This window comes from Frondihabitans sp. Leaf304, assembly GCF_001423105.1.
Classification (GTDB): Bacteria; Actinomycetota; Actinomycetes; order Actinomycetales; family Microbacteriaceae; genus Frondihabitans.
The window spans coordinates 1984251-2005509 of sequence record NZ_LMNV01000002.1 but is presented as its reverse complement, the minus strand read 5'-3'; the positions used below and the strand labels follow the sequence as shown (position 1 = coordinate 2005509).

The 21259-nt window shown below is 68.7% G+C and carries 19 protein-coding genes; 10 read left to right on the top strand and 9 right to left on the bottom strand.

From position 1 onward, the window contains the following. Nucleotides 1-39: 39 nt before the first annotated feature. Genes ASF54_RS09070 through ASF54_RS09060 form a run of 3 tightly spaced genes read right to left on the bottom strand, consistent with a single transcriptional unit; the run spans nucleotide 40 to nucleotide 3781 of the window. The gene (locus ASF54_RS09070; RefSeq protein ID WP_055961109.1) at nucleotides 40-1290 is read right to left on the bottom strand and encodes a hypothetical protein; all 1251 of its coding nucleotides are present in this window, start codon (nucleotides 1288-1290) and stop codon (nucleotides 40-42) included. Continuing rightward, nucleotides 1287-2366: a glycosyltransferase gene (locus ASF54_RS09065; RefSeq protein ID WP_055961106.1), complete on the bottom strand. Its 1080-nt coding sequence runs from the start codon at nucleotides 2364-2366 to the stop codon at nucleotides 1287-1289. The genes ASF54_RS09070 and ASF54_RS09065 overlap by 4 nt, the downstream gene beginning before the upstream one ends. Next, entirely contained in the window at nucleotides 2363-3781 is a 1419-nt protein-coding gene (locus ASF54_RS09060; RefSeq protein WP_055961101.1) for a polysaccharide biosynthesis tyrosine autokinase, read from the bottom strand. Before ASF54_RS09060 ends, ASF54_RS09065 begins: the two co-directional genes overlap by 4 nt. A 128-nt stretch (nucleotides 3782-3909) precedes the next feature. Here ASF54_RS09060 and ASF54_RS09055 point away from each other — a divergent pair, with 128 nt between their 5' ends. Further along, the gene (locus ASF54_RS09055) at nucleotides 3910-4326 is read left to right on the top strand and encodes a DUF3151 domain-containing protein (protein WP_055961098.1); all 417 of its coding nucleotides are present in this window, start codon (nucleotides 3910-3912) and stop codon (nucleotides 4324-4326) included. An 11-nt stretch (nucleotides 4327-4337) separates the two neighbouring features. On the opposite strand, the gene ASF54_RS09050 is transcribed toward ASF54_RS09055, so the two are convergent. Further along, on the bottom strand, nucleotides 4338-6512 hold the full coding sequence (locus ASF54_RS09050) for an acyltransferase family protein (protein WP_162237115.1): 2175 nt from the start codon (nucleotides 6510-6512) through the stop codon (nucleotides 4338-4340). A 67-nt stretch (nucleotides 6513-6579) separates the two neighbouring features. On the opposite strand from ASF54_RS09050, the gene ASF54_RS09045 reads away from it, so the two are divergent. After that, a complete protein-coding gene (locus tag ASF54_RS09045; RefSeq protein ID WP_055961092.1) occupies nucleotides 6580-7680 on the top strand; it encodes a glycosyltransferase in 1101 nt (366 codons plus the stop codon). Nucleotides 7681-7973: 293 nt separating this feature from the next. Here ASF54_RS09045 and ASF54_RS09040 read toward each other — a convergent pair whose 3' ends face one another. From ASF54_RS09040 to ASF54_RS09025, 4 genes are all read right to left on the bottom strand, one after another. Continuing rightward, on the bottom strand, nucleotides 7974-10088 hold the full coding sequence (locus ASF54_RS09040) for a YhgE/Pip domain-containing protein (protein ID WP_055961089.1): 2115 nt from the start codon (nucleotides 10086-10088) through the stop codon (nucleotides 7974-7976). Beyond that, nucleotides 10085-10720, bottom strand: coding sequence for a hypothetical protein (locus tag ASF54_RS09035; protein WP_055961087.1), 636 nt, complete (start codon nucleotides 10718-10720; stop codon nucleotides 10085-10087). Before ASF54_RS09035 ends, ASF54_RS09040 begins: the two co-directional genes overlap by 4 nt. Further along, complete coding sequence (locus ASF54_RS09030; protein ID WP_055961085.1) at nucleotides 10717-11370, bottom strand: TetR/AcrR family transcriptional regulator; 654 nt, start codon at nucleotides 11368-11370, stop codon at nucleotides 10717-10719. The genes ASF54_RS09035 and ASF54_RS09030 overlap by 4 nt, the downstream gene beginning before the upstream one ends. Nucleotides 11371-11434: 64 nt before the next feature. Continuing rightward, nucleotides 11435-11839: a hypothetical protein gene (locus tag ASF54_RS09025; RefSeq protein ID WP_055961082.1), complete on the bottom strand. Its 405-nt coding sequence runs from the start codon at nucleotides 11837-11839 to the stop codon at nucleotides 11435-11437. 362 nt (nucleotides 11840-12201) lie between these two features. Here ASF54_RS09025 and ASF54_RS09020 point away from each other — a divergent pair, with 362 nt between their 5' ends. The 4 genes from ASF54_RS09020 to ASF54_RS09005 all read left to right on the top strand — a co-directional run bounded on the left by ASF54_RS09020 (nucleotide 12202) and on the right by ASF54_RS09005 (nucleotide 15967). Next, nucleotides 12202-13368, top strand: coding sequence for an RtcB family protein (locus ASF54_RS09020; protein ID WP_055961079.1), 1167 nt, complete (start codon nucleotides 12202-12204; stop codon nucleotides 13366-13368). A gap of 137 nt (nucleotides 13369-13505) precedes the next feature. Then, on the top strand, nucleotides 13506-13955 hold the full coding sequence (locus tag ASF54_RS09015) for a fluoride efflux transporter FluC (RefSeq protein ID WP_055961076.1): 450 nt from the start codon (nucleotides 13506-13508) through the stop codon (nucleotides 13953-13955). Then, nucleotides 13952-14329 carry a fluoride efflux transporter CrcB gene (gene crcB / locus ASF54_RS09010; RefSeq protein WP_055961073.1) on the top strand — a complete coding sequence of 126 codons (378 nt, stop codon included), beginning with the start codon at nucleotides 13952-13954 and terminating at the stop codon, nucleotides 14327-14329. Before ASF54_RS09015 ends, crcB begins: the two co-directional genes overlap by 4 nt. 57 nt (nucleotides 14330-14386) lie before the next feature. Next, nucleotides 14387-15967 (top strand): Na+/H+ antiporter, encoded by a 1581-nt coding sequence (locus ASF54_RS09005; RefSeq protein ID WP_055961071.1) that lies wholly within the window; start codon nucleotides 14387-14389, stop codon nucleotides 15965-15967. 24 nt (nucleotides 15968-15991) lie between these two features. Here ASF54_RS09005 and ASF54_RS09000 read toward each other — a convergent pair whose 3' ends face one another. Beyond that, on the bottom strand, nucleotides 15992-16876 hold the full coding sequence (locus tag ASF54_RS09000; RefSeq protein ID WP_084816060.1) for an alkaline phosphatase family protein: 885 nt from the start codon (nucleotides 16874-16876) through the stop codon (nucleotides 15992-15994). A gap of 110 nt (nucleotides 16877-16986) precedes the next feature. Between ASF54_RS09000 and ASF54_RS08995 the strand changes: the two genes are divergently transcribed. The 4 genes from ASF54_RS08995 (at nucleotide 16987) to ASF54_RS08980 (ending at nucleotide 21256) form a co-directional block, all read left to right on the top strand. Next, nucleotides 16987-19113, top strand: a complete 2127-nt coding sequence (locus ASF54_RS08995) for a cytochrome c oxidase assembly protein (RefSeq protein ID WP_235480984.1) — start codon at nucleotides 16987-16989, stop codon at nucleotides 19111-19113. Nucleotides 19114-19138: 25 nt separating this feature from the next. Further along, the gene (locus ASF54_RS08990) at nucleotides 19139-19777 is read left to right on the top strand and encodes a hypothetical protein (protein WP_055961068.1); all 639 of its coding nucleotides are present in this window, start codon (nucleotides 19139-19141) and stop codon (nucleotides 19775-19777) included. Between the two features lie 97 nt (nucleotides 19778-19874). Continuing rightward, nucleotides 19875-20621 (top strand): YcnI family copper-binding membrane protein, encoded by a 747-nt coding sequence (locus ASF54_RS08985; RefSeq protein ID WP_055961066.1) that lies wholly within the window; start codon nucleotides 19875-19877, stop codon nucleotides 20619-20621. Continuing rightward, complete coding sequence (locus ASF54_RS08980) at nucleotides 20618-21256, top strand: copper resistance CopC family protein (protein WP_055961063.1); 639 nt, start codon at nucleotides 20618-20620, stop codon at nucleotides 21254-21256. Before ASF54_RS08985 ends, ASF54_RS08980 begins: the two co-directional genes overlap by 4 nt. The last annotated feature ends 3 nt before the right edge of the window (nucleotides 21257-21259 follow it).

The window sequence follows — 21259 nt, the reverse complement described above, 5'->3', positions numbered from 1 at the left end:
AGGGAACCTTCGGGGAGGAGGGGTCTGGGAGGAGTGGGGTCACCGGGCGGGCACCGTCGCGTGCCATCGACGGCACACGCAGAGGCCCTGAACTGCAAGCGCCGTGACCTCGGCGACGATGACAGCGACGACCGCCCCGGTGGCCCCGGCGGCGAGAGAGAGCGCGGGGACGAGCGCGAGGGCCACTGCCGCCGCCGCCAGAATGGCTCGCGTGATGTCGTTGGACGCGTCGAAGGCGACCAGCACGATGCCGAACCCGCGGGATGCGCACATCACGGCGACCAGCAGTGATCCGAGAGCGATGAGGGCCGCATCCATCGGAACGGCGTCTGCGAACAGAACGCCCCAGACCGCGGGCATGCCGGCACCGAAGACGAGGGCGGCGGCGACCCCCATGCCGGCGTTGATCAGCAGAGCGTTGCGGGCCCGGTGCTGGGCGAGTCGCCGGTCGACCACGCCGAGATAGGCCTGCAGGCGAGCCGGGATGGCCCCGAGCACGACGACTCCCATGCGCAGCGGTCGGTCGACGGCGGCGTAGAGGGCGACCGCGCCGGGAGCCAGTGCGCCGAGGGCGACCGAGGGGAGTGCCGTATAGACGATGCTCACGGCTCGCCCGGACACGACGACCGCCTGGCGTCGGAGCGTCTCGGGCGCCCGCGTGAAGTCGCGCGCTCGCGGAACGAGCGGAAGCCCCGCGATCACAGAGGCGAGGATCCAGGCCACAACCGACGACGTGACGAGTGCGGTCCCGTAGAACGCGAGGGAAGCGCCGCGGACGATGAGCCAGGCGGCGCCGAGCGAGAGAACCAAGCGCGGCAGCGTGTCGCAGACCAGCGTCAGGCCGGGGCGGCCGGCTCCGACAAAGAACCACGCGGGGCTGAGGGAGGCCATCGCGCCACCGGCCCCGACGAACGCGGCGCCGACGGGATCGACCGGGGCGAGCAGGAACGCGAGGACCGCCGCGAGTGGGGTGATCACGACGAGAGCGACGAGCTTGGAGGCCAGAGCCGAGCGGTAGAGGTCATGGCGGGAATCGGGGTGGCGAGCGACCTGCTGGGGGCCTACAACGCCCCAGCCCAATTCGGCGACCGTGGTGCTGGCGTTGCCGATGGCGAGAGCCAGGGCCAGTGACGCCCAGCCGGTGGCACCGAGGCCCCGAGTGACTGCGATGGTCATCGCGAGAGGCGCTGCCGCACCGAGGACTGGCGCTCCGGCGAACAGGAGGAGCGCACCCGTGCGGGCGGCCGGGGTGGAGCGGGGTGTCGTGGCGGCGGTGTGGCGGATGGTCATTGGCGGCATCGGCTCTCGACGAGGTCGCGCAGAATGTCTCCGAACTGCGCGTATTCGCCTGCCACCCAGGTCTCGAGGTCTGTCGCGATCGAGGTGTCGGCGTCTGCCGGGCTGAGCTCGGCAAGCGTGTCGGCCAGTTCGGCGGAATGCGGGGAGCGCACGCCGACGAGAAGATTTCGCGCGATCGGCGCGAGTTCCCGAACCGCGGCGGTGTCGCGGGTCACGACGACGCGACCGCAGGCGAGCCCCTGCCAGACCTTGTTGGCGACGACTGACTGGGCCTTTGCGGATGTGCCGAACGTCCCGAGCACGACGTCCGTCGACGCGATCACGGATAGGAGTGCCTCTTCGGGAACGGAGTCGAGAAAGACGCAGTCGTTCGCGATACCCAGATTGACGGCGCGGGCCTCGATGGCCGGACGCAGGCTGCCGTTGCCGACGAATGTCGCACTGAACGCCCGGCGCGGGGCAAGCGAGCCGAGGGCCTCGATGACGATGTCGAGCCCGTGCAGAGGAATGTAGTTGCCGTAGTACAGGATGCGCAGGGGCTCGCTGGTCGTTCGGGCCGGCTGGGGCGTGGCCCACGGGGGCGCACCGACGGGCAGCGCCAGAACGCAGCGCGCTCGCGGATGGTCAAGTCTGACGGCGGCTGCTCGCACTTCGGTGTCGATGAGGTAGACGTCTGACCAGGCGACCGCCAGACGGTCTTGCAGTCGGAGGAGCCGGGCGCGAAACGAGGTCGGTGAGACGGCTTTCCAATCGCCCACGGCTGTTTCGTGAAGGCCGACGAACCCGTCGATCACGACGGTGCAGCGCGTCAGGCGGCCGACGAGGGCGACGAAGGGGGCGTGTGCGAGGCGGAGTTCGGAGAGCACGACGACCTGCGAGCGTCGCGCCTCGGCCCAGAGGCGGAAGACGTCGTGCGCCAGTCGCACGATTCGACCCCGCACTCGACTCGGTCGCGGTGAGACGACTTCAAAGCCCGCATCGGCCAGGTAGCGCCGGATTCGCGAGTTGCGCGGGTACGTGCGGTCGTGGATTCGGTAGTAGACGACTCGAGGGCGTGTGGGCCTCATCGGTGGCGGCCGGAGATGAGAGCGTCGGTCTCGAGCGACGGGTCTTTGCCGTCGATGCCGTAGTACGCGTCGTAGGAGCCGTAGCCATAGGCATTGGGGCCCTTAGCCGGAAGCATGGTCAGGATGACGCCGGCGGGGTGGCTGCCCGTCCGCTCGAGGTTGTCGAGCGCGCTTCGGAGCTGGTTCTTCGTCGTGCGGCCCGCCGCGGCGACGACGAGGGCACCGCTCGTGACGGTGCTCAGGAGCGCGGCGTCGGTGACGGGAAGCGTGGGGGGTGCGTCGACGAGAACGTAGTCGTAGGCGGCGGTCAGTTCGCGGATGAGGGCGTGCATGCCAGCCGACCCGAGAAGCTCGCTGGGGTTCGGCGGAATGCTGCCCGCGGGGAGCACCGTGAGGCTGCCGCGGCCCCAGGGCTGGAGAGCGTCTTCGAGCTCGACGCGCCCGATCAGGATGTCGGTCAGGCCCACGGCGCCCTCGAGCCCCATGATCTCGGCGATGCGCGGTCGACGAAGATCTCCGTCGACGAGCACGACCGTGGCGCCGCTCTCGGCGATGGCGATGGCCAAGTTCGCGGTCGTGGTCGTCTTCCCCTCCGAGGGCACCGACGAGGTCGTCACGAAGCACCGCTTCGTCGCGCCGATATCGACGAACTGGAGGTTCGTTCGAAGCGCGCGGAACGCCTCGGCTCGAGGGCTTCGAGGGTCGGCGCGGACGATGAGCGGTCGATTCTTGATCGACGGGTCGAAGCTGATGCCACCCAGAATAGGAACCGTGGTGATTCCTTCGACATCGGAGCTGCCGTGGATGCGGGTGTCGAGTGCCGAACGCAGCACCGCGACAGAGAATCCGGCAGCGAGGCCGATGAGCCCGCCCAGGGCGAGAGTGAACAGCACGCGCGGCGACGAGGGGTAGCCCGGCACGACTGCGGGCTCGATCGTGCGGACCTTCACCAGGCTCGACCCGCCCGCCAGTGGGGACTCGAGGTCGAGGACCTCGGTGGTGAAGCTCGCCCCGACCGCGTTCGCGATCTCGGCCGCGCGCTGGGGGTCGGTGTCGGTCACCGCGACGTCCATCAGCGTCGTGTTGGAGTTCGCGGTCGCCGTGACGCGATCGGCCAGAGCGGCCGGCGTCGTAGTGAGATGCAGTTTTTTGATCACCGGCGCGAGGACGGTCGAGCTCTTGATCACACCCACATAGGTGCGGACCTTCTCCTGGGCGGCGCTCGTGCCCTGAACGGCCTCGACGGCGCTGCTGGCGTCGGCTGCCTGCACGGAGACGAAGAGCTGCGTAGATGCGACGTAGGTCTTCGTCGCTGTGATCGTGTAGGCCGCAGCGCACGAGACGGCGACGAGAGTCACGACGACGATCGTCGCCCATCGCCTGCGAACGATGCGGATGTAGTCGTTGAGTTGCATGTTCCCTGCCTGATGTTGTCGAGGAGCGGAAGAAAGAGGGGTTGTCCGCTCAAAACGTATCGGAGTGAACAATCTAGCATTTCACATTAAACAAAGGAAGGCTCAGAGCAAGGCAGTACTCTGCCGTCATGCCCGCAAACAACCTCCTCGGTGTGCCCGAGACCCTCTTGCCCGACGAGCCAGACGTGCAGGCGGCACTGGCCGCGGGTACTCCGCTGGTCGAAATCGTCTCGGCGCACCCGTCGTCGTCACTGGCATGGGCGCTCTTGGCCGACGAGACGGCCCTCGGCGGCGGTCGCGACCTCGAGGCCTACGCCTACGCGCGCGTCGGCTACCACCGCGGCCTCGACTCTCTTCGCAAGGCCGGCTGGCGTGGGCACGGGCCCGTGCCGTGGTCGCACGAGCCGAACCGGGGGGTGCTGCGGGCACTCTTCGCCCTGCGGCGCGGAGCCGCTGCAATCGGCGAGACGGAGGAGGTCGAGAGGCTGACCGCGTTCTTGACCGAGTCGGATCCTGAAGTCTTGCAAGTGCTCGGCAACGACTGAGTCGAAGCGGGTCAGACCGAAGGATCCGCGCCCGGCGCCCTGAGCAGCACGTCTCGGGCGACCGCCCCGAGAGCCTCGGACATCGCGTTCGTCAGGTGGCTGTCGTCGATGCGCACCAGGGTTTCGCCGATCTGGGCCGGGCAGCGCCCGCCCGAGCAGAACCAGCTCTCGGTCGAGATGAAACGGACGTCGTGGCCGGCCGCCGCGACCCGGTCGGCCGCCGCCCTCTCGGCACGGTCTTTCGCGCTGTGCTCCGCCGAGTAGGTCGTCTCGCACTGCCGGGGCGACGAGAGCCTTGTCGCGCAGTTCGTGATCGGTGGGCCCATCGGCGGGCTCCCGAGGAGGACGACCTGGCGATCGGCGTCCGCGAGGGTGCGCAGGAGCCTCTCCGTCCCGCTGCTCCAGCCCGCCCCGGCTCGAGGCTCGGGTGATTCGAGCCGCTCGGGAGCCGTTTCGTGACCGGAGAGGATGACCAGCTCGGGGTCGAGGTCGTCGACGAGAGCGAGGCTCTCTTTGCGGGCGTGCGCGCAGCCGTCGGTGAACGCGGTGCCGAGCCCGGGTTTGGTGAGAGCGGCATCGATTAGCGGGCAGCTACTGAACCCCAGGCCGACCACACGCCAGCCGCGGCCGGCGAGGGCCCGGTTGATCATGGGGAGGTAGCTGATCGCCATGGAGTCGCCGAGCACCACGGCGGTCTTGGTGGCGCCCGGTGTCGAAGTCGAGCAGATCGTGTGGGTCGTTTGTGCCGTCACGTCGTGCAGGCAGCCGCTTTCGAGCGACATGCCGGGCGCGTACTGGTTGTCGAAGGCGTGGTCGAGGCTCGGGATGGTCGAAGGCCAGGTCTCTTCTGACAGGCCGGCGGTGATCAGCGACTGGAGAGATGACGGGTCGAAGAGCTCCCGCGCCGATTCGCGCTTGCCGAGGAGATCGGTCGCGACGGCGGCGGCCTCGGTGCTGGTGAGTTCGGGCACGCTCGCCCGCTGGAGGGTCGTCGCCGTGCCGATGACGACGAGCACGAGCGCCGCGGTCGCGATCTGCAGTCGTCGGCGAGGTGCACGGGGGCTTCCGCTGATGCGGGCCGGTCGGCGCTCGGGTGTGCGCGCGTGGCGGAGCGCGGGCTGCTCGACGAAGCGATACGACAGCGCGGCGAGCAGGGCGGCCAGGGCGATGGTGAGCAGGGCGCTTGCGGGCGACGTGCCCAGCAGGCTGCGGACGAAGATGATGACCGGGAAGTGCCAAAGGTAGAGCGAATACGAGATTCGGCCGGTGAGGCGGATCGGCCGATTGTCGAGCACGCGGGCGAGACGGCTGCCGCCACGCGGCGGGAACAGGAGGAGGAGCACGGCCGCGCCCACCGGGAGCACGGCCACGGGCCAGGGGTAGTGACGTGGAGCGACGGGGGCGAGGAGGCTGAGCGCGATCCCGATGAGACCGGCCGTCGACAGGAGCTGTCGAGACCGCGGCGCGAGTCGAGCGGCCAGCGGCGCCAGGGCGGCCGCAAGGGCTCCGGCCGCGAGCTCCCAGACGCGGGCCCCGGTGTCGAAGTACGCGGCGTTCTGATCGACGCTGCTGCGCCAGGCGGCGAACGCCAGAGAGGCGACCAGGATCGCTCCGATCGCAACCGGGGTGACGGCCCGCGAGAGACGTGTTGATCTGCCCCGCCCGAGACGCCGGGTGGCGAGGCCGGTCGCGATGAGGAGCAGGGGCCAGAAAGCGTAGAACTGCTCCTCGACACCGAGTGACCAGAAGTGCTCGAGTGGCGACTCCCCACCGTCGCCCTGCAGGTAGGCGGTGCGGGTCGCGACGAGGTGCCAGTTTTCAACGAAGCTCAGGGAGGCGAGTGCATCGAGAGCGACGGCAAGGGCGCGCGGCGTGTGCCAGAGCGCGGCGGCGGCGACAGTGATCGCGGCGATGACGACGAGGGCGGCGGGCAGGATCCTTCGCGCTCGGCGCACCAGGAACGCCACCAGGTCGATCTGACCCGTCGTGTCACGCTCACGAATAAGGATGCCGGTGATCAGAAACCCGGAGAGGACGAAGAAGAGGTCGACGCCGGCGAACCCGCCGACGGGCGCACCGAAGAGGTGGTTCGCGAAAACGGCGAGAACGGCGACGCCGCGCAGGCCCTCGAGATCGGGGCGGAAGTGGGTTGAACGAGAGATGTCGGGGCCTTTCGATGGCAACACTCCAAATATTACATAACAACAGGGGATTTGACGAGAGTTTCTCGGTGGGACCGCTAGGGTTCGGTGCATGTCGAAATCCGTCGCCGTCATCGGAACCCGGGGCTACCCGAGCTATTACGGCGGTTTCGAGACCGCGGTGCGAAAGATCGCGCCGCACCTCGCCGAGCAGGGCTGGGACGTCACCGTCTACGGCCGCGACGGGGCGACCCGCGACGACGACCCCGACCTCGACCCGCGCGTCCGAGCGAAGACGACCCGCGGCGTTGAGAGCAAGTCGCTGTCGACGCTCAGCTACGGGCTGACCGCCACTCTCGACGCGATGATCCGCAAACCCGACGTCGCTCTGGTGATGAACGTCGCGAACGGCTTCTGGCTGCCGCTGCTCAAGCTGCGCGGAATCCCGACGCTCGTCAACGTCGACGGCATCGAATGGGAGCGCGCCAAGTGGGGCCGCCTGGCCAAGCTGATGTTCCGGGCCGGGGCCAAGACCACTGCGTGGTGGGGCACCCGACTGGTCGCCGACGCGCGCGAGATCGCCCGGCGCTGGCGCGACGGATTCGGACGCGACAGCGTGTTCATCCCCTACGGCGGCGAAGAGCCCGGCGACCTCCCCGTCGAAGAAGGGCAGACGCATCGCGGCTACGCTCTGATCGTCGCGCGGTTCGTGCCCGAGAACACCGTGCACGAGTTCATCGAGGCGGCCCGCACGATCGCTCTCATGACGAATGTCGTCATCGTAGGATCCAGCGGCTACGGCGGCGAGATCGACGACGCGGTCCGGTTGCTGGCCGACGCCGAGCCGCGTGTCACGTGGCTCGGCCACCTGAGCGACGACCGTCGCCTGCTCGCCCTCTGGCAGCACGCGGGTGCCTACTTTCACGGGCACAGCGTCGGCGGAACCAATCCGGCGCTCGTGCAGGCGATGCTCTGCGGCGCGCCGACCGTCGCCCGCGACACCGTCTACAACCGAGAGGTGCTCGACGATGCGGCGGTCTTCGTGCAGCCGACGCCGTCGGAGATCGCGTCGGCCGTCGTCGGCCTGATCGGCGATGCCGCCCGGCAGGAGGAGTTGTCGACGGCTGCGCGCTCACGGGCTTTGGAGCACTACACGTGGGCTGACATTTGCCGGCGCTACGAGGTCGAGCTCGAGGGGCTTGTTCGGCGTTAGGTGCGCTGGCGTCGGGCCGCTGCCGCGTTGCCGCCGCCGAGAGTGCGGAATTGGTGGCCCGGAAGGCGTGCGAGCACCCATTCGTGCACTTTCGGGCGCTCCCCGGCCGGCCGGGCCGGATTGGCCTCTCTCCAGAGACGTTTTGCGCCCGATCGAATTTGACGCGATTCGAAACGTCGGCCATTTCGATCTGCGTCAAATTTGATGACGCGCAAAACGTCTCCACGGGGGAGTTGCCTCGGGTGGGTCGCTAGGGCGACGCCGGCCGATCAGCCGATCAGCCGATCAGCCGATCAGCCGATCAGGCTGGGGCGCAGGTCGCGCATCGTGCGGCGCTTCGTCATGCGTCGAGCGGCGACGAACGAGACCAGCAGCGCGCCGATCATCCAGAGGGCGAGCACTCCGGCGTCGCTCCACGCGGCGCCGATGTTGCCGCCGTACATGAGCTGGCGGATGCCGTCGACGGCGTAGCTCATCGGCAGGGCGAAGTGCAGCGCCGCCAGCGGGCCGGGAAGGGTCTGCCAGGGGAACGTGCCGCCGGCGGTGACGAGTTGGATGAGCATCAGCACCAGTCCGAGGAACTGCCCGACGCTCCCGAGGAGCACGTTGAGCATCATGATGATGGCCGCGAAGGTGATCGACGCGAGCACCATCAGGCCGACCATCGGCACCGGGTTCACGACGTCGAACCCGAGGGCGAACTTGACGATCGCGAACAGGGCGACCATCTGCACCAGGCCGAGGATAGCGGGCGAAAGCCAGCCGGCTAGGGTAATCCGGCCGGGGGCGCGGACTGCCGTCAGGGCTCGCTTGGAGATCGGCTTGATGATCAGGAACAGCGCGTACATGCCGATCCAGGCGGCGAGGCTGATGAAGAACGGTGCGAGCCCCGCACCGTAGTTGCCGGCGCTCGCGATCGACGAGTCGCGAATGCTCACCGGGTCGGCGATCGCTGCGGCCTGGGTGTCTCGGGTGGCCGCGGTCGTGGCCGGAATCTGCTTCACGCCGTCTTTGAGCCCCTTCGTCAGCTTCGTCGAACCCGTGACGAGCGACTTCGCGCCCGAGTCGAGCTTGGTGATGCCGGAGGAGAGCGAGGAGGCACCGGTCGACGCGGTAGCCGCGCCGGAGGCGAGCTGCGCGGAGCCGTCGGCCGCGCTGGCGATGCCGCTCGTGAGGGCCGGAGCCGCCGTGCTGAGCTCGTTCGCTCCCGCGTCGAGCTGCTGGATTCCCGAGACGAGGGCCGGCGTCTGTGCCGAGAGCTTCGAGGTGCCTGCGGCGACCTGGGCACTGCCCGTGGCGAGCTGACCGGTCGTGGTTTCGAGCGTGGACAGCTGTGTCTCGGCGGCAGTCGCGGCCGAGGTCAGCTTGGTCGCCGTCGAGTCGTTGGAAGCATCGACGACCTGCTGGATGGCGGCCTTCTGCGCATCGGTCATTCCCGTGGCGGCGTAGATCTGATTGAGAGCGGCCTGCTGCTTCTTCTGAGCGGCCGAGAGCTGAGCCGGCAGGGCTGCCGTGACGTCAGACGCGGCCTGCTTCTGCAGGGCGACCCCGTCATCGAGAGCCTTGTTGCCCGCTGCGACCTTTTGAGCGCCGGTGTCGAGGGCTGCGGACTCGGCCGGAAGCGACGAGGTCTGCGACTGCAGAGAGTCGAGGCCGCTCGACAGCTGCGCCGTCTGGGCGGGGAGAGCTGCGGTCTTGGTGCGGAGCTGCTGGAGACCCGTATTCAGAGTCGATGCTCCGGTCGAGAGCTGGGATGCGCCCGAGGCGAGCTTCGTGGCGCCGGATTTCGCAGAGTCGAGACCGGATTTGAGGTCGGTCGCGCCCGAGGTGACCTTGCTGGATCCTGCGCTCGCGTCTTTCAGGTTGTCGCGGACGTCGTTCAAGCCGACGAGCAGGGTCTTGGCCGCCGTCTTGCCGACCTCCGCGGTGATCGTCGCCCGGATCGTCTTGCCCGCTTGATCGGCGATCGTCGACGAGAGGTAGCTCGTCGTGTCGTTCGTGGTCAGGTCGATCTTGGCCGCGGTCGGATCTGTCGTCGACGCGCTCGTGAGGTCGGTCGAGAACGACTTCGGAATCGAGAAGACGAAGTTGTAGGTCTCGTCTTTGATGCCCAAGTCGGCCTCGGCCTGCGAGACGACGTGCCAGTCGAAATCGTTGCCGTCGACGAGCTGATCGGTGATCTTCTGCCCGTAGTCGACCGCGTTGCCGTCGGAGTCGGTCGCCCCGGCGTCGTTGTCGACGATCGCGGCGGGGATGTGGTCGAGCTTGGCGTAGGGATCCTGGTTGGCCCAGAGATACATTCCGCCGTAGAGCAACGGAACGCACATCAGCGCGATGAAGGCGAGCCGGGCGAGCGGCGAGGCGGTGAGGCGCTTGAGCTCGGAGCGGACGAGGGCGGCGATCTTCATTCGGTGTCCTGCGATTCTGAAACGGTTTCGGGCGCGGGGAGCAGCGCGCTGACGTGCGCGGCCGCGGCGACGCCGGTGACGAGGAGGACGGCGACGTGGCGGAGGGCGAGGTCGCGGACTACACCGAACCAGGCCGCGGTGTCGCCGCCGTGGCGCTCCGGCGTGGTGATGATGAGGCCCTCGACGCCGGGGCGGAGGAGCGCGAGTTCGCAGAGAATGCGGATACGGGCCTCGGTCGGGAGGTGCTTGATGCGCGTCTCGTCGTGCTCGGCGAGACCGACCGCCTCGAGAAAGAGGTCGGACGTCGCCCGGTTGCCACGCTGGCCGGCGAGAGCGAGCTCCTCCTGCACCACCGTGCGGACGGTGAGGTCGGCGAACGGCTCGGCGACGGTCGGGGTGTCGATGAGGGCGAACGCCTCGCGGATGCGGGCGGGGTCGTCGACACCGTCGATCAGCACTCGGCCGGTGTCGGGGGCCATGCGGCCACCGGCGATGAGCGAGGCGAGTGTCGGGGCCCCCTCCGTCTCGACCGCGACGACCGCGGGAGTGTCGCTGGTGGCGGTGGCGTCGAGCCGGGGCAGCGGGGCGCCGGGGCCCTCGCCGATGGCGACGCCGTCGAGGGTGAGTCTCATCGTTCTTCTTCCGGGGTGAGGGTGGTCAGAATGGTCGTCGCCTCGGCGTGACCGAAGCCGGCGAGGGCGAGCACCGAGAGCACGACGAGGCGTCGCCCCTCCGCGGTGGAGATCTCATGTCGGGTCGACTCGTCGAGCACAGAGATGGCGGCGCTCTCGATCAGGTGGGCCAGGGTGCGCGCGTCGATGTCGTCACGGAACGAGCCGTCGGTGATGCCGCGCTCGACGATGCCGCGCACGTGCTCGCGCAGGGGGAGGAGCGCGTCGCCGACCAGCAGCGCCTGCGGCCCGCGCACCGTGATGAGGGCCATGGTGCGGACGTGGTCGACCTCGTTCCAGAGGCGGGCGCCGACGGTAGCGAGCTGGAGCGCAGGATCCGTCGGCTCGGCACCCGGCACGGCACCGGCGCCCGGCAGCAGCGCCGCGTTGATGCGCGCGGCGCCCCGCAGCGCCAGCTCGCGAAGCAGGTCGTCGCGGTTCGCGAAGTGGCCGTAGAGGGCGCGACGGGAGAGTCCGGCCTCCGCGGCGACGGCTTCGAGGGAGGCATTGGGGTCGCGGTTGAGCAGGGTGCCGGCAGCGAGCAGGAGGCTCTCGCGGTTCTCGGTCGCGTCGCGGCGCGGGGCGCGCGGGTGGCTGGCGGCGGAAGGCATGCAGCGAGTGTACGCCTAACTTGCACTCTCGTGTGCACTTTAGTTGCGTGCGCAGGAGGGGCGCCTAGTTGCAGTCGCGGCTTCCGCTATAACAGGGCTTTTGTCCGCCCGGCGCCGGGCTGAAGCCCTCACCGGAGGTCCAGCGATCGGAGGGGAAGGCAAGCACCACGACCACCAGGAGGGCGAAGAAAGCGCCCGCTACGTGCAGTGCAAGCAGGGCCTTGCGATCGAGCGACATCGCCGTGACGATGCCTGCCGCAATACTGAAGAAGGCGATGCCGGTTGTGACGTTGTACTCGACGACCTCGCTCCCGGTCGGGCTCTCGGCGCCGCCGATCGTGAGGTAGACCGAAGCCCACTGGAAGACGAGCATCAACACGGTTGCGGCGGCGATGAATGTGGAGGCGGCGAGGACCCAGCCCGAGACCACGCGCGATCGGGCGATGACCGCCCCATACTGATCCTGCATGCGTCGAGCGTACGAGCCACGCCAAGGCACCGCGAGAGGCACAACTGCTCGCCAGGGGAATGTAGCGCCACCACTTGACACGTCGGATCCTTCGCCCGCTATGCTCAGTTCTCCGTGCCACTCCGGCATGCCGCCCCTGGAAGGAACGAAATGCTGAACAACCAGCAACTCGCCCCGCGCTATGAGCTCGAGCTCATCCAGCGCACCTTCCACGAACCCATCTAGGGCCGTAGCTTTCGATTCGTCGAAGCCCCGGCCGCCGATGAGGCCCGGGGCTTCTCTCGTTTCTTTCGACACTGCAGGTCGATCGGAATGCGCCTCCCCGGGTGCACTCCGTCACACCGAACAGAAACGAAAGGACCATGAAGAAGATCACGAACCGGCTGCTGAGCTGGGCGAGCATCCTGGAGGACTCCACGGAGGCCCAGGCTCGCACCACCTCGACCATGCCGTTCATATTTCCGCACCTCGCTCTGATGCCGGACGCCCACCTGGGTCTCGGCGCCACCGTGGGGTCGGTCATCCCGACACTCGGGGCGGTCATGCCGGCCGCCGTGGGCGTCGACATCGGCTGCGGCATGATCGCAGTGAAGACGCAGTTCACCGCCGCCGACCTGCCCACCGACCGCAAGCCGGTGCGCGAGGCGATCGAGCGCGCCGTGCCGACCTCGGCCGGCTCGTACAACCGCAAGGTGGTGGCGACTGCCGCACCGCGCATCGACGAGCTCACGGCGATGGCCGTCGAGGCAGGATTCGACCCGGCGTCGTACGCGAAGAGCTGGGAGCTGCAGCTCGGCACGCTCGGCTCGGGCAACCACTTCATCGAGATCAGCCTCGACGAGAACGACGACGTCTGGCTGTTCCTGCACTCGGGCAGCCGAGGCGTGGGCAACAAGATCGCGCAGAAGCACATCCAGGTCGCCAAGGCGCTCATGAAGAAGTGGTGGATCGCGCTGCCCGACGACGACCTCGCCTACCTGATCGAGGGCACGTCGGAGTTCGACCGGTACATCGCTGAGCTCCGCTGGGCGCAGCACTTCGCCCTGCTCAACCGCGAGGAGATGATGGACCGCGTCGTGCGGCAGTTCGCCGACTGGATCGGCTCGCCCGTCACCGAGCTCGAGCGCATCAATACGCACCACAACTTCACGCAGAAAGAGACGCACTTCGGCAAGAGCGTCTGGCTCTCGCGAAAGGGCGCGATCTCGGCGCGGGCCGGTGAGGCCGGGCTGATCCCCGGCTCCATGGGCACGGCGTCGTACGTGGTCGAGGGGCTCGGCAACAAGCTCGCGCTCGACTCGTCGCCGCACGGTGCGGGTCGGCAGTTCTCGAGGTCGAAGGCTCGCAAGACCTTCACGCACGATCAGCTGCGCGAGGCGATGGTCGGCATTGAGTACCGCGATACCGACGCGTTCCTCGACGAGATTCCGCAGGCGTACAAGCCGATCGACCAGGTGATGGATGACGCGTCCGATCTGGTGTCGATCCGCCACACGCTGCGGCAGATCGTGAATGTGAAGGGCGACTAGCCGCTGCCGGTCGGGCCCGCATCCGAATTTGAAGGAGAAACGCGCCGGCCCCGACGGAAACATCAGGATCCGCCGGGGTTGAGGGCGCGGATCTCCTTCAAATTCGGAGCGGGGCGCGGGGATGATTAACTGGGCATGTGAGCCCACTTCACCGTCAGCCCCGGCTGATCCTCCTCGTGTTCGCGGGCGGCGCCGTCGGCACCGGCATCCGCGAGGCGCTGTCGCTCACCTGGCCGGCCGCGCCCCACGGGTTCCCGACGACGGTTTTTGCCATCAACCTCGTCGGCTCGTTCGCGCTCGGAGCGCTGCTCGAGTCGCTCGCACGGCGCGGATCGGATGACGGGGGGCGCCGGATCCTTCGCCTTCTCTTCGGCACCGGCGTGCTCGGCGGCTTCACCACCTACAGCGCGCTCGCGACCGACGTGGCGACCCGCCTAGGATCCGCGACCGGCGTCGCTCTGACCTACGCGGCCTTGTCGCTGCTCGCCGGGGTCGTGGCGGCGGCACTGGGCATCGCCCTCGCCGGGGCCGTGCAGTCTCGCTCGACCCGCCACGTCACTGGCGACGAAGAGGAGGACGCCGGATGACCACCCCACTCGTCTTCATCGCGATCTGCCTTGCCGGGGGCGCCGGGGCGTCGCTGCGCTTCGTTCTCGACGGCGTCATCAAGGCACGCGTCAGCCGCTTTCCGGTCGCGACCGTCGTGATCAACGTCACCGGATCGTTCGGGCTCGGCCTGCTGACCGGGCTCGGCACGGCGGCTGGTCTGCCGCACGAGTGGGTGCTGATTCTCGGCGGTGGCCTCATGGGCGGCTACACGACGTTCAGCACCGCGAGCGTCGAGACCGTGCGTCTTGTGCACGACCGCCGATACGGGGCAGCTGCTCTCTACGGCATCGGGATGCTTGTCGTATCGATCGCCGCCTCCGGTCTCGGGCTCGTGCTCGGCGGGGCGTTCTAAGGGGGCCTTTCCGCTCACCCCTCGTCGAGCCGCCGACGCTGTGCCATCCTCGACCTCATGGACCCCGTGACCTCGATCGCCTGGATCGTCGCGTTCGTCATCGTGACCGTCGCCGTGACCGGGCTCTCGGGTCGAGTCGGCTGGTCGGCCCCGGTCGCCCTCGTCGCGGTCGGAGCAGTGGCGTCGTTCATCCCCGGTGTGCCGAGGGTCACGCTCGAGCCGGATCTGATCCTCTACGCCCTCTTGCCGCCCCTGCTGTTCGCCGCTGCCATTCGCACGTCGCTGATCGACATCCGGGCTCGTAACGACAGCATCGTGCTGACCAGCGTCGCCCTCGTCGCCTTCACCGTCGTGGTGGTCGGGTTCGCTGCCTGGTGGATCGTGCCGGGCATCACGATCGCGGCTGGCCTCGCGTTCGGCGCTGTGGTCGCACCCACCGACGCGGTCGCGGTCACGGCGGTGACCGGCAAGGTGCCGCTCCCGCGTCGAGTCGTAACGATCCTCGAGGGCGAGAGCCTGCTCAACGACGCCACGGCTCTCGTGGCACTCGATGCGGCAATCGCCGCCATCCACCATGTGGTTACACCCGGTGAGGTCGCGGTTGATTTTGGCCTCGCGGTGATCGTTGGCGGAGGTATCGGCCTTGTTGTCGGTATCGTGCTGGCCCAGATTCGTAGCCGGCTCCGGTCCGCCGTGCTCGACACGAGCCTCTCGCTCGTCACCCCCTTTCTCGCTTTCCTCCCCGCGCAACTCCTCCACGGATCCGGGGCGCTCGCCGTCGTGGTCGCCGGCCTCTACCTCGGCTACCGGTCGCCCGTCGTGCTCTCGGCCGAGGCCCGCGTGGCCGAGCGGCTCAATTGGCGCACAGTGCAGTTTTTGCTCGAGAACGCCGTGTTCCTCTTCATCGGCCTGAACCTCGCCGGGGTGCTCGAGAACGTGGTCCGGTTCGGGCCGGGGCTTTGGACGACCATCGGCATCAGCTTCGCCGTGCTCGCCATCGTGATCGCTGCCCGGTTCGCGTGGGTGTTCTTCACGATGTTCCTCTACCGGATCGGGCCGGCGCGAGTCCGCGAACGCGCGTGGACGGCCGCGTCGAGCACGGTCGTCTCGGCGGCCGGTATCCGCGGTGTGGTCACTCTGGCCGCAGCCTTCCTCCTTCCCGAAGGCACTCCGCAGCGCGAACTGCTGCAGTTCTTGGCGTTCGTCGTGGTTCTCGGCACGCTGCTCCAGGCGCTCCCTCTGCCGCTGCTCATCCGCCGGGTGCACCTGCCCGCCCCGAACCTCGCCCAGGAGTGGACGGAACGACAGCTACTCACGGCAGAGGCCAAGCAGGCCGGCATCGACCGGCTCGACGCCGTGCGCGGCGACGACGATGAGGAGCGCGTCGTCGAGCAGCTCCGGCGCGCATCGAGCTTCCTCTCCGAGTCGCTCGCGAACCCGTCGCCTCCCGACCGGGAGCAGTCGCCCGTGATGTTCAGCAGGCTTCGCGGCAGCATGATCGAGGCCGAGCGCGAGGCCGTGCTTCTTGCACGCCGCGACGGGCGATACCAGGAGAACGCCGTGCAGGCCGTGTTGGCCGCGATCGACGCCGAAGAGACGGCGCTCCGAGCCCGACACCCGAAGGCGATCGGCGACTAGCGGCGTCGGCGGGCGCGGGGCCGATCAGCCGAGATGGGAGAGCAGGATCCGCGAGATGTCGGTGGGCTGGACCCTGATCGCGCTGTCGACGTCGACCGGTACGCCGCTCCCGTACCTGCCGAGGGCGAGGAACGACCGCGTTAGCACGGGGTCGCCGCCGCCGTGGCCGCCCTCGTCGAGGTGCCCATGGTCGGTCGTGACGCCGACCAGCCAGTCTTCGTCGTGCGTGCTCGCCCGGCGCGCCACCGCGTCGAGGATCGTGCCGAGGTGGGCGTCGACGCGCCCGACGGCGGCGTCATACTCGGGCGAGACCCCGCCGTAGAGATGACCGGCCTCGTCGACTTCGCCGAGGTAGACGAAGCTCGCGTCGGGCCCGGCGTCGCGGATCGCAAGGCGCGTGAAGGCGGCGATGTCGCCGTCGGCCACGCGGTAGCCGTAGGTCTCGCCGTCGCGGACCACGAGGCGATGGCGACCGGCTCTCTGGTCGTCGAGGCGAGTGGTGAGGATCGGACCCGCGCTCGCCGGATCGGCGAGCGGCGGCCAGCTCACCGCGGCGAAGGTGGAGTGGCCCGCGTGCGAGGCGCGGGCGAGGAAGTCGGTGGTGGCGTCGAGGCGGTGAGCGTGAAAGGTGTTGTCGAAAACGCCGTGGACCGAATGCGGTGCTCCGGTCAGAATGGACGACCATCCCGGACCGGAGATCGTCGGCACCTCCATCTCGAGCGGAAGGAGCTGGCCCGCGCGGGCGAAGGCAGAGAGCACGGGGGCGTGGACGCCTGTGAGGGCGTCGTCGATGCGCAGGCCGTCGATGCCGACCAGCAGGATCTTGCGCGGGTTCGCGTGTGTGGTCGTTCCGGGGCTCGAATTGGGGTTCGTGCGTGTGATCTCGTCGGGGTTCGTGCGTGCGTCCATGCCGGCAGAGTGGCGAGCCCGGGTGAACGAGCGGTTGCGAATGCGGGGAGGTGTCTCGGCCTTGTGGATAACTCCGACGGGGATCGGGAGCGTGTCCGTACTATTACTGGGTGACCGATCAGATCGACGACCTCCGCTTCGAGACCACCCGTCTCGATCTGTCGTCGAGCCGCCGCGCCTCGCAGGGGGGCGATTCGGGCGGTGACGCTCCCCGTCCGGTGCGATCCGGCCGACCGTCTGCCGTGGCCATCTGGCTGATCGTGTCGGGTGTGCTGTTGCTCGTGCTGGCGCTCGCGGCCATGTACTTCACCGGTGCGCTCGGTGGTTCACTCATCGTCGATCCCGGTGTCGTCGTCAACAATGGGCTGCCCCTCGCCAAAGGCGTCTTCAATGGTGCGGCCGCTGTGACGATCGGCCTGCTGGTGGTCTCGTCGGTCGTTCTCCCCGGCCAGTCGAAAGACCCGAAGTCGGCGAGTTTCAGCCAGTGGCACGCGACGCGCTGGGCGACGTGGTCGGCCACCGTGTGGTTTATCGCGGGTGTGGCCACGCTGATGTTCACGGCGGCAAATGTGCTCGGGGTGCCGTTTACCTCTTCGACTTTCCGCCGCCAATTCTTCTTCTTCACGTTCCAACTCGAGCTGGGTCAGACCTGGGTCGTCTCGATCGGCTGCACGCTCGTGGCGCTCATCATCCTGCTCGCCACGAAAAACGTCTCGTGGACGGCCACGGCGACGGTGTTCTCCCTCCTCGCGTTGCTCCCGCTCTCCCTTTCCGGCCACTCGTCGGGCACGAACGAGCACGTCAACGCGGTGAACAGCCTGGCCATGCACCTCATCGGCGTCACCGTGTGGATGGGCGGTCTGATCGCAGTCATCCTGCTGCGCAACAAGGCGGGCCGGCATCTCGCCGCGATCGTCTCCCGCTACTCGACGATCGCCGTGTGGGCCTTCGCCTTCGTCGCGTTCTCCGGCGTGATCAACGCGAGCCTGCGTCTGACCGGCCCGTCCGACCTCGTGACGACGAACTACGGGCTGCTGATCCTGGTCAAGTCGATCATCCTGATCGGGCTGGGAGTGGCTGGGGTCGTTCACCGACGACGGGTGATTCCGCGACTCATCCGCGAACCGGGGCGCTCTCGGGCGTTCGTCCGGCTGGCCGTGGTCGAGGTCGTCTTCATGGCGGTCGCGATGGGTCTGTCGGTGGCCCTCTCGAGGAGCGCGCCGCCCGTACCGCAGGTCGCGGAGGGCGACACCCGTGATGGGCTCATCGGCTTCGCGTACCCGGCACCGGTCACCCTGCCGCGCTTCCTGTTCGGGTTCCACCCCGACTACTTCTTCATCGCCGTCGCGGCCGTCATGGCCGGCCTCTACCTGGTCGGCGTCTACCGCCTCAAGCGCCGCGGCGACAGCTGGTCGTGGGGCCGCACCGTCCCCTGGCTCTTCGGCTGCTTCGGAGTGCTCTTCGCTACGAGCGGCGGCCCAAGCGTCTACGGCGCCGTGAACTTCTCGACGCACATGATCCAGCACATGGTGCTGATGATGTACGTCCCCCCGCTCCTTGTGCTGGGTGCCCCGATTCTGCTGGCGCTTCGCGTGCTCCCGAAGCGCCACGACAACAGCCGCGGTGCTCGTGAGTGGCTGATGCTTATCACGCACTCGCGCTACGCCGGCTTCATCACCAACCCCATTGTCGCGGCCGTGGTCTTCGCCGGTAGTCTCGTCGCGTTCTACTGGACGGGCTGGTTCGAAGCCTCGCTGCAGACGCACCCCGGGCACTTCATCATGGAGGTGCACTTCCTCCTCTCCGGGTACGTCTTCTTCTTCGTACTCATCGGGGTCGACCCCGGCCCCAAGCGGCCGCCGTTCCCGCTCCGCATCATCCTGCTTCTCGCGACGCTCGCGTTCCACGCGTTCTTCGGTCTCGCCATCATGTCCGGCACCGACATCCTCGCCGCCGACTGGTGGCACGCGCTCGGCAAGACGAACTACCAAGACCTCCTGGCCGATCAGCACACGGGTGGCGCCATCGCCTGGGGTGCCGGCGAGTTCCCGACCGTGCTCGTGGCCCTGATGGTGATGCGGCAGTGGATCACCAGCGACGAGAAGACCGCTAAGCGGTACGACCGACGAGCTGATGTCGACGGAGACGCCGAGTTGAACGCCTACAACGAGCAGCTCGCGCGCATGGCCGGCAAAGCACCGGTGGGCGCGGCCGACAACTCGCGCTCCGACCGCTGATCGCGTTCCCCGTAAGATTTCAGGCATGACGGTCCGGGTCGCTTCGAGGGGTTTGCGCGTCACGCGCGGCCTGATCGTGGCGACCCTCTCCGTGGCAATCGCTGCGTTCTCGCACGTCGCCGGCGGCGGCATGGTGCCGGGCCTCCTCGGCACGGTGCTGGCTCTCGTTTTCGCCTGCCTCGTCTGCATCGCACTCAGCGCACGGGCCCTCGCCGTGGTTCCGTTGGCGGTCTCCGTCGGCGTTAGCCAGATCGTCTTCCACCTGCTCTTCAGCCTCGGAACGTCGCTTCCCACCTCGGCTGGAGACGGTCACTCGGTGGGCATGCTCGGCATGGTGATGTCGGGCGGCTCGACCGTCCACCTCCCCGACGTCGCCGGATCGGCCAGCCCCGGTATGGAGGGCATGAGCGACACGCGCATGTGGCTCGGCCACGCCGTGGCTGCTCTCCTCACGATCGCATTGCTGCTCCACGGTGAGCGGGCGCTGGTGACCATCGCCCGACTTGCGGTCGCCCGGCTCGCGCTGGTGTCGCGGATCCTCGGGTTCGCCCTGTTCCCCGACCGGCACGGGCTGGTCCGGGCTCTGGCCGACCGACGTGGCATTCGCCGGCTCGGTGTGCTCCTCGCTGCTCGCCCCCATCGCGGCCCGCCCGCTGTCGTCTGACCCCACTTTCCTGCGACCGCCCGCTGCCGGGCGAAGTCGCCGCGCCCCGAGCCTCCCGCGCCCGGGCGCCATTCAGACGACAGAAAGACGATTCACCATGCCCACCACCCGCACCCGCACCCTCGGCCTGCGCGCCGCGTTCACTCTTCCCCTCGCTGGTGCCCTCGCACTGGCCGCACCTCTCGCCGCATCGGCACACGTGCACGTCGAGGGCGATGACGTGACCGCCGGTTCGTACTCCACGCTCCAGTTCAAGGTTCCGACCGAGTCGGCCACCGCGTCGACGACCAAGGTCGCTGTCGACTTCCCGACCGATCACCCGTTCACCTCGGTGTCGTACCAGCCGCTCGCCGGCTGGAAAGCCGTCGTGACCACCAGCACGCTCCCCAAGGCCGTGAAGACCGACGACGGCACCATCACGAAGGCGGTTACCCGCGTCACCTGGACCGCCGACTCGACCGCCGACGGGATCGCGCCGGGAGAGTTCCAGCTCTTCACCGTGTCGGCCGGTGCCGTTCCCGAGGTCGACGAGGTCGAGCTCCCGACGACGCAGACGTACAGCGACGGCAGCGTGGTCAAGTGGAACGAGCCGACGCCCGCCGACGGCGAAGAGCCCGAACACCCCGCACCGGTGCTCGCGATCGGCGCGGCGACCGACAGCCACCACGGGGGCGTGACGGCCACCGATACGGCGACGGCGACGCCGGTGGCATCCGCCAGTACCGGAACCACCTCGGGCCTGGGGCTCGGCTTCGGCATCGCCGGTCTCGGGCTCGGAGCCTTGGCCCTCGTGGTCGCGCTCCTCGCCTACGTGCGGAGCGCTCGAGGCTCGGCCCGCTCATGAAGCGCCTCGCCACGGCCTTCGTGGTCACTGTCGGGGTCGGCGCCCTCGTGCTCGGGCCGGCAGCCGCAGCGAGCGCGCACGACTACCTCGTGTCGTCGACGCCAAAGGCCGGCTCGACCGTGTCGACCGAGCTCACGAGCGTCAAGCTGACCTTCGACGATCGCGTGCTCGACCTGTCGGGCGACGGCTCGTCGAATGTCGTCGAGGTGACGGGCCCAGCCGGAAAGCACTTCGAGACCGGTTGCCCGACCATCGCCGACACCGACGTGACGGTGCCGGTTGCCCTGGGCGCGTCCGGCGACTACACGGCCCGCTGGCAGATCGTCTCGGCCGACGGCCACACGGTGACGTCGTCGCTCGCGTTCAGCTACGACAAGCCGGCGTCGGTGACCGCCGCGGAAGGCGCCGACCGCAGGCCGACCTGCGGTGACCAGGCGCCCGCAGCCTCGTCGGGCTCTGCGGCGGCGACCGATGGCGATGGCACCGCCCCGGAGGCGACGAGCCAAGGATCCAACGGCCTCCCCCTCGCCCTCGGGGTCGGCGGCGGGGTGATCCTCGTCGCGCTCGTGGCCGTCGTCGTGGTGCTCACCAGGGCGCGGCGCGGTTCCGGCTCACAGCCGCCCTCGGCCGACTAGGGC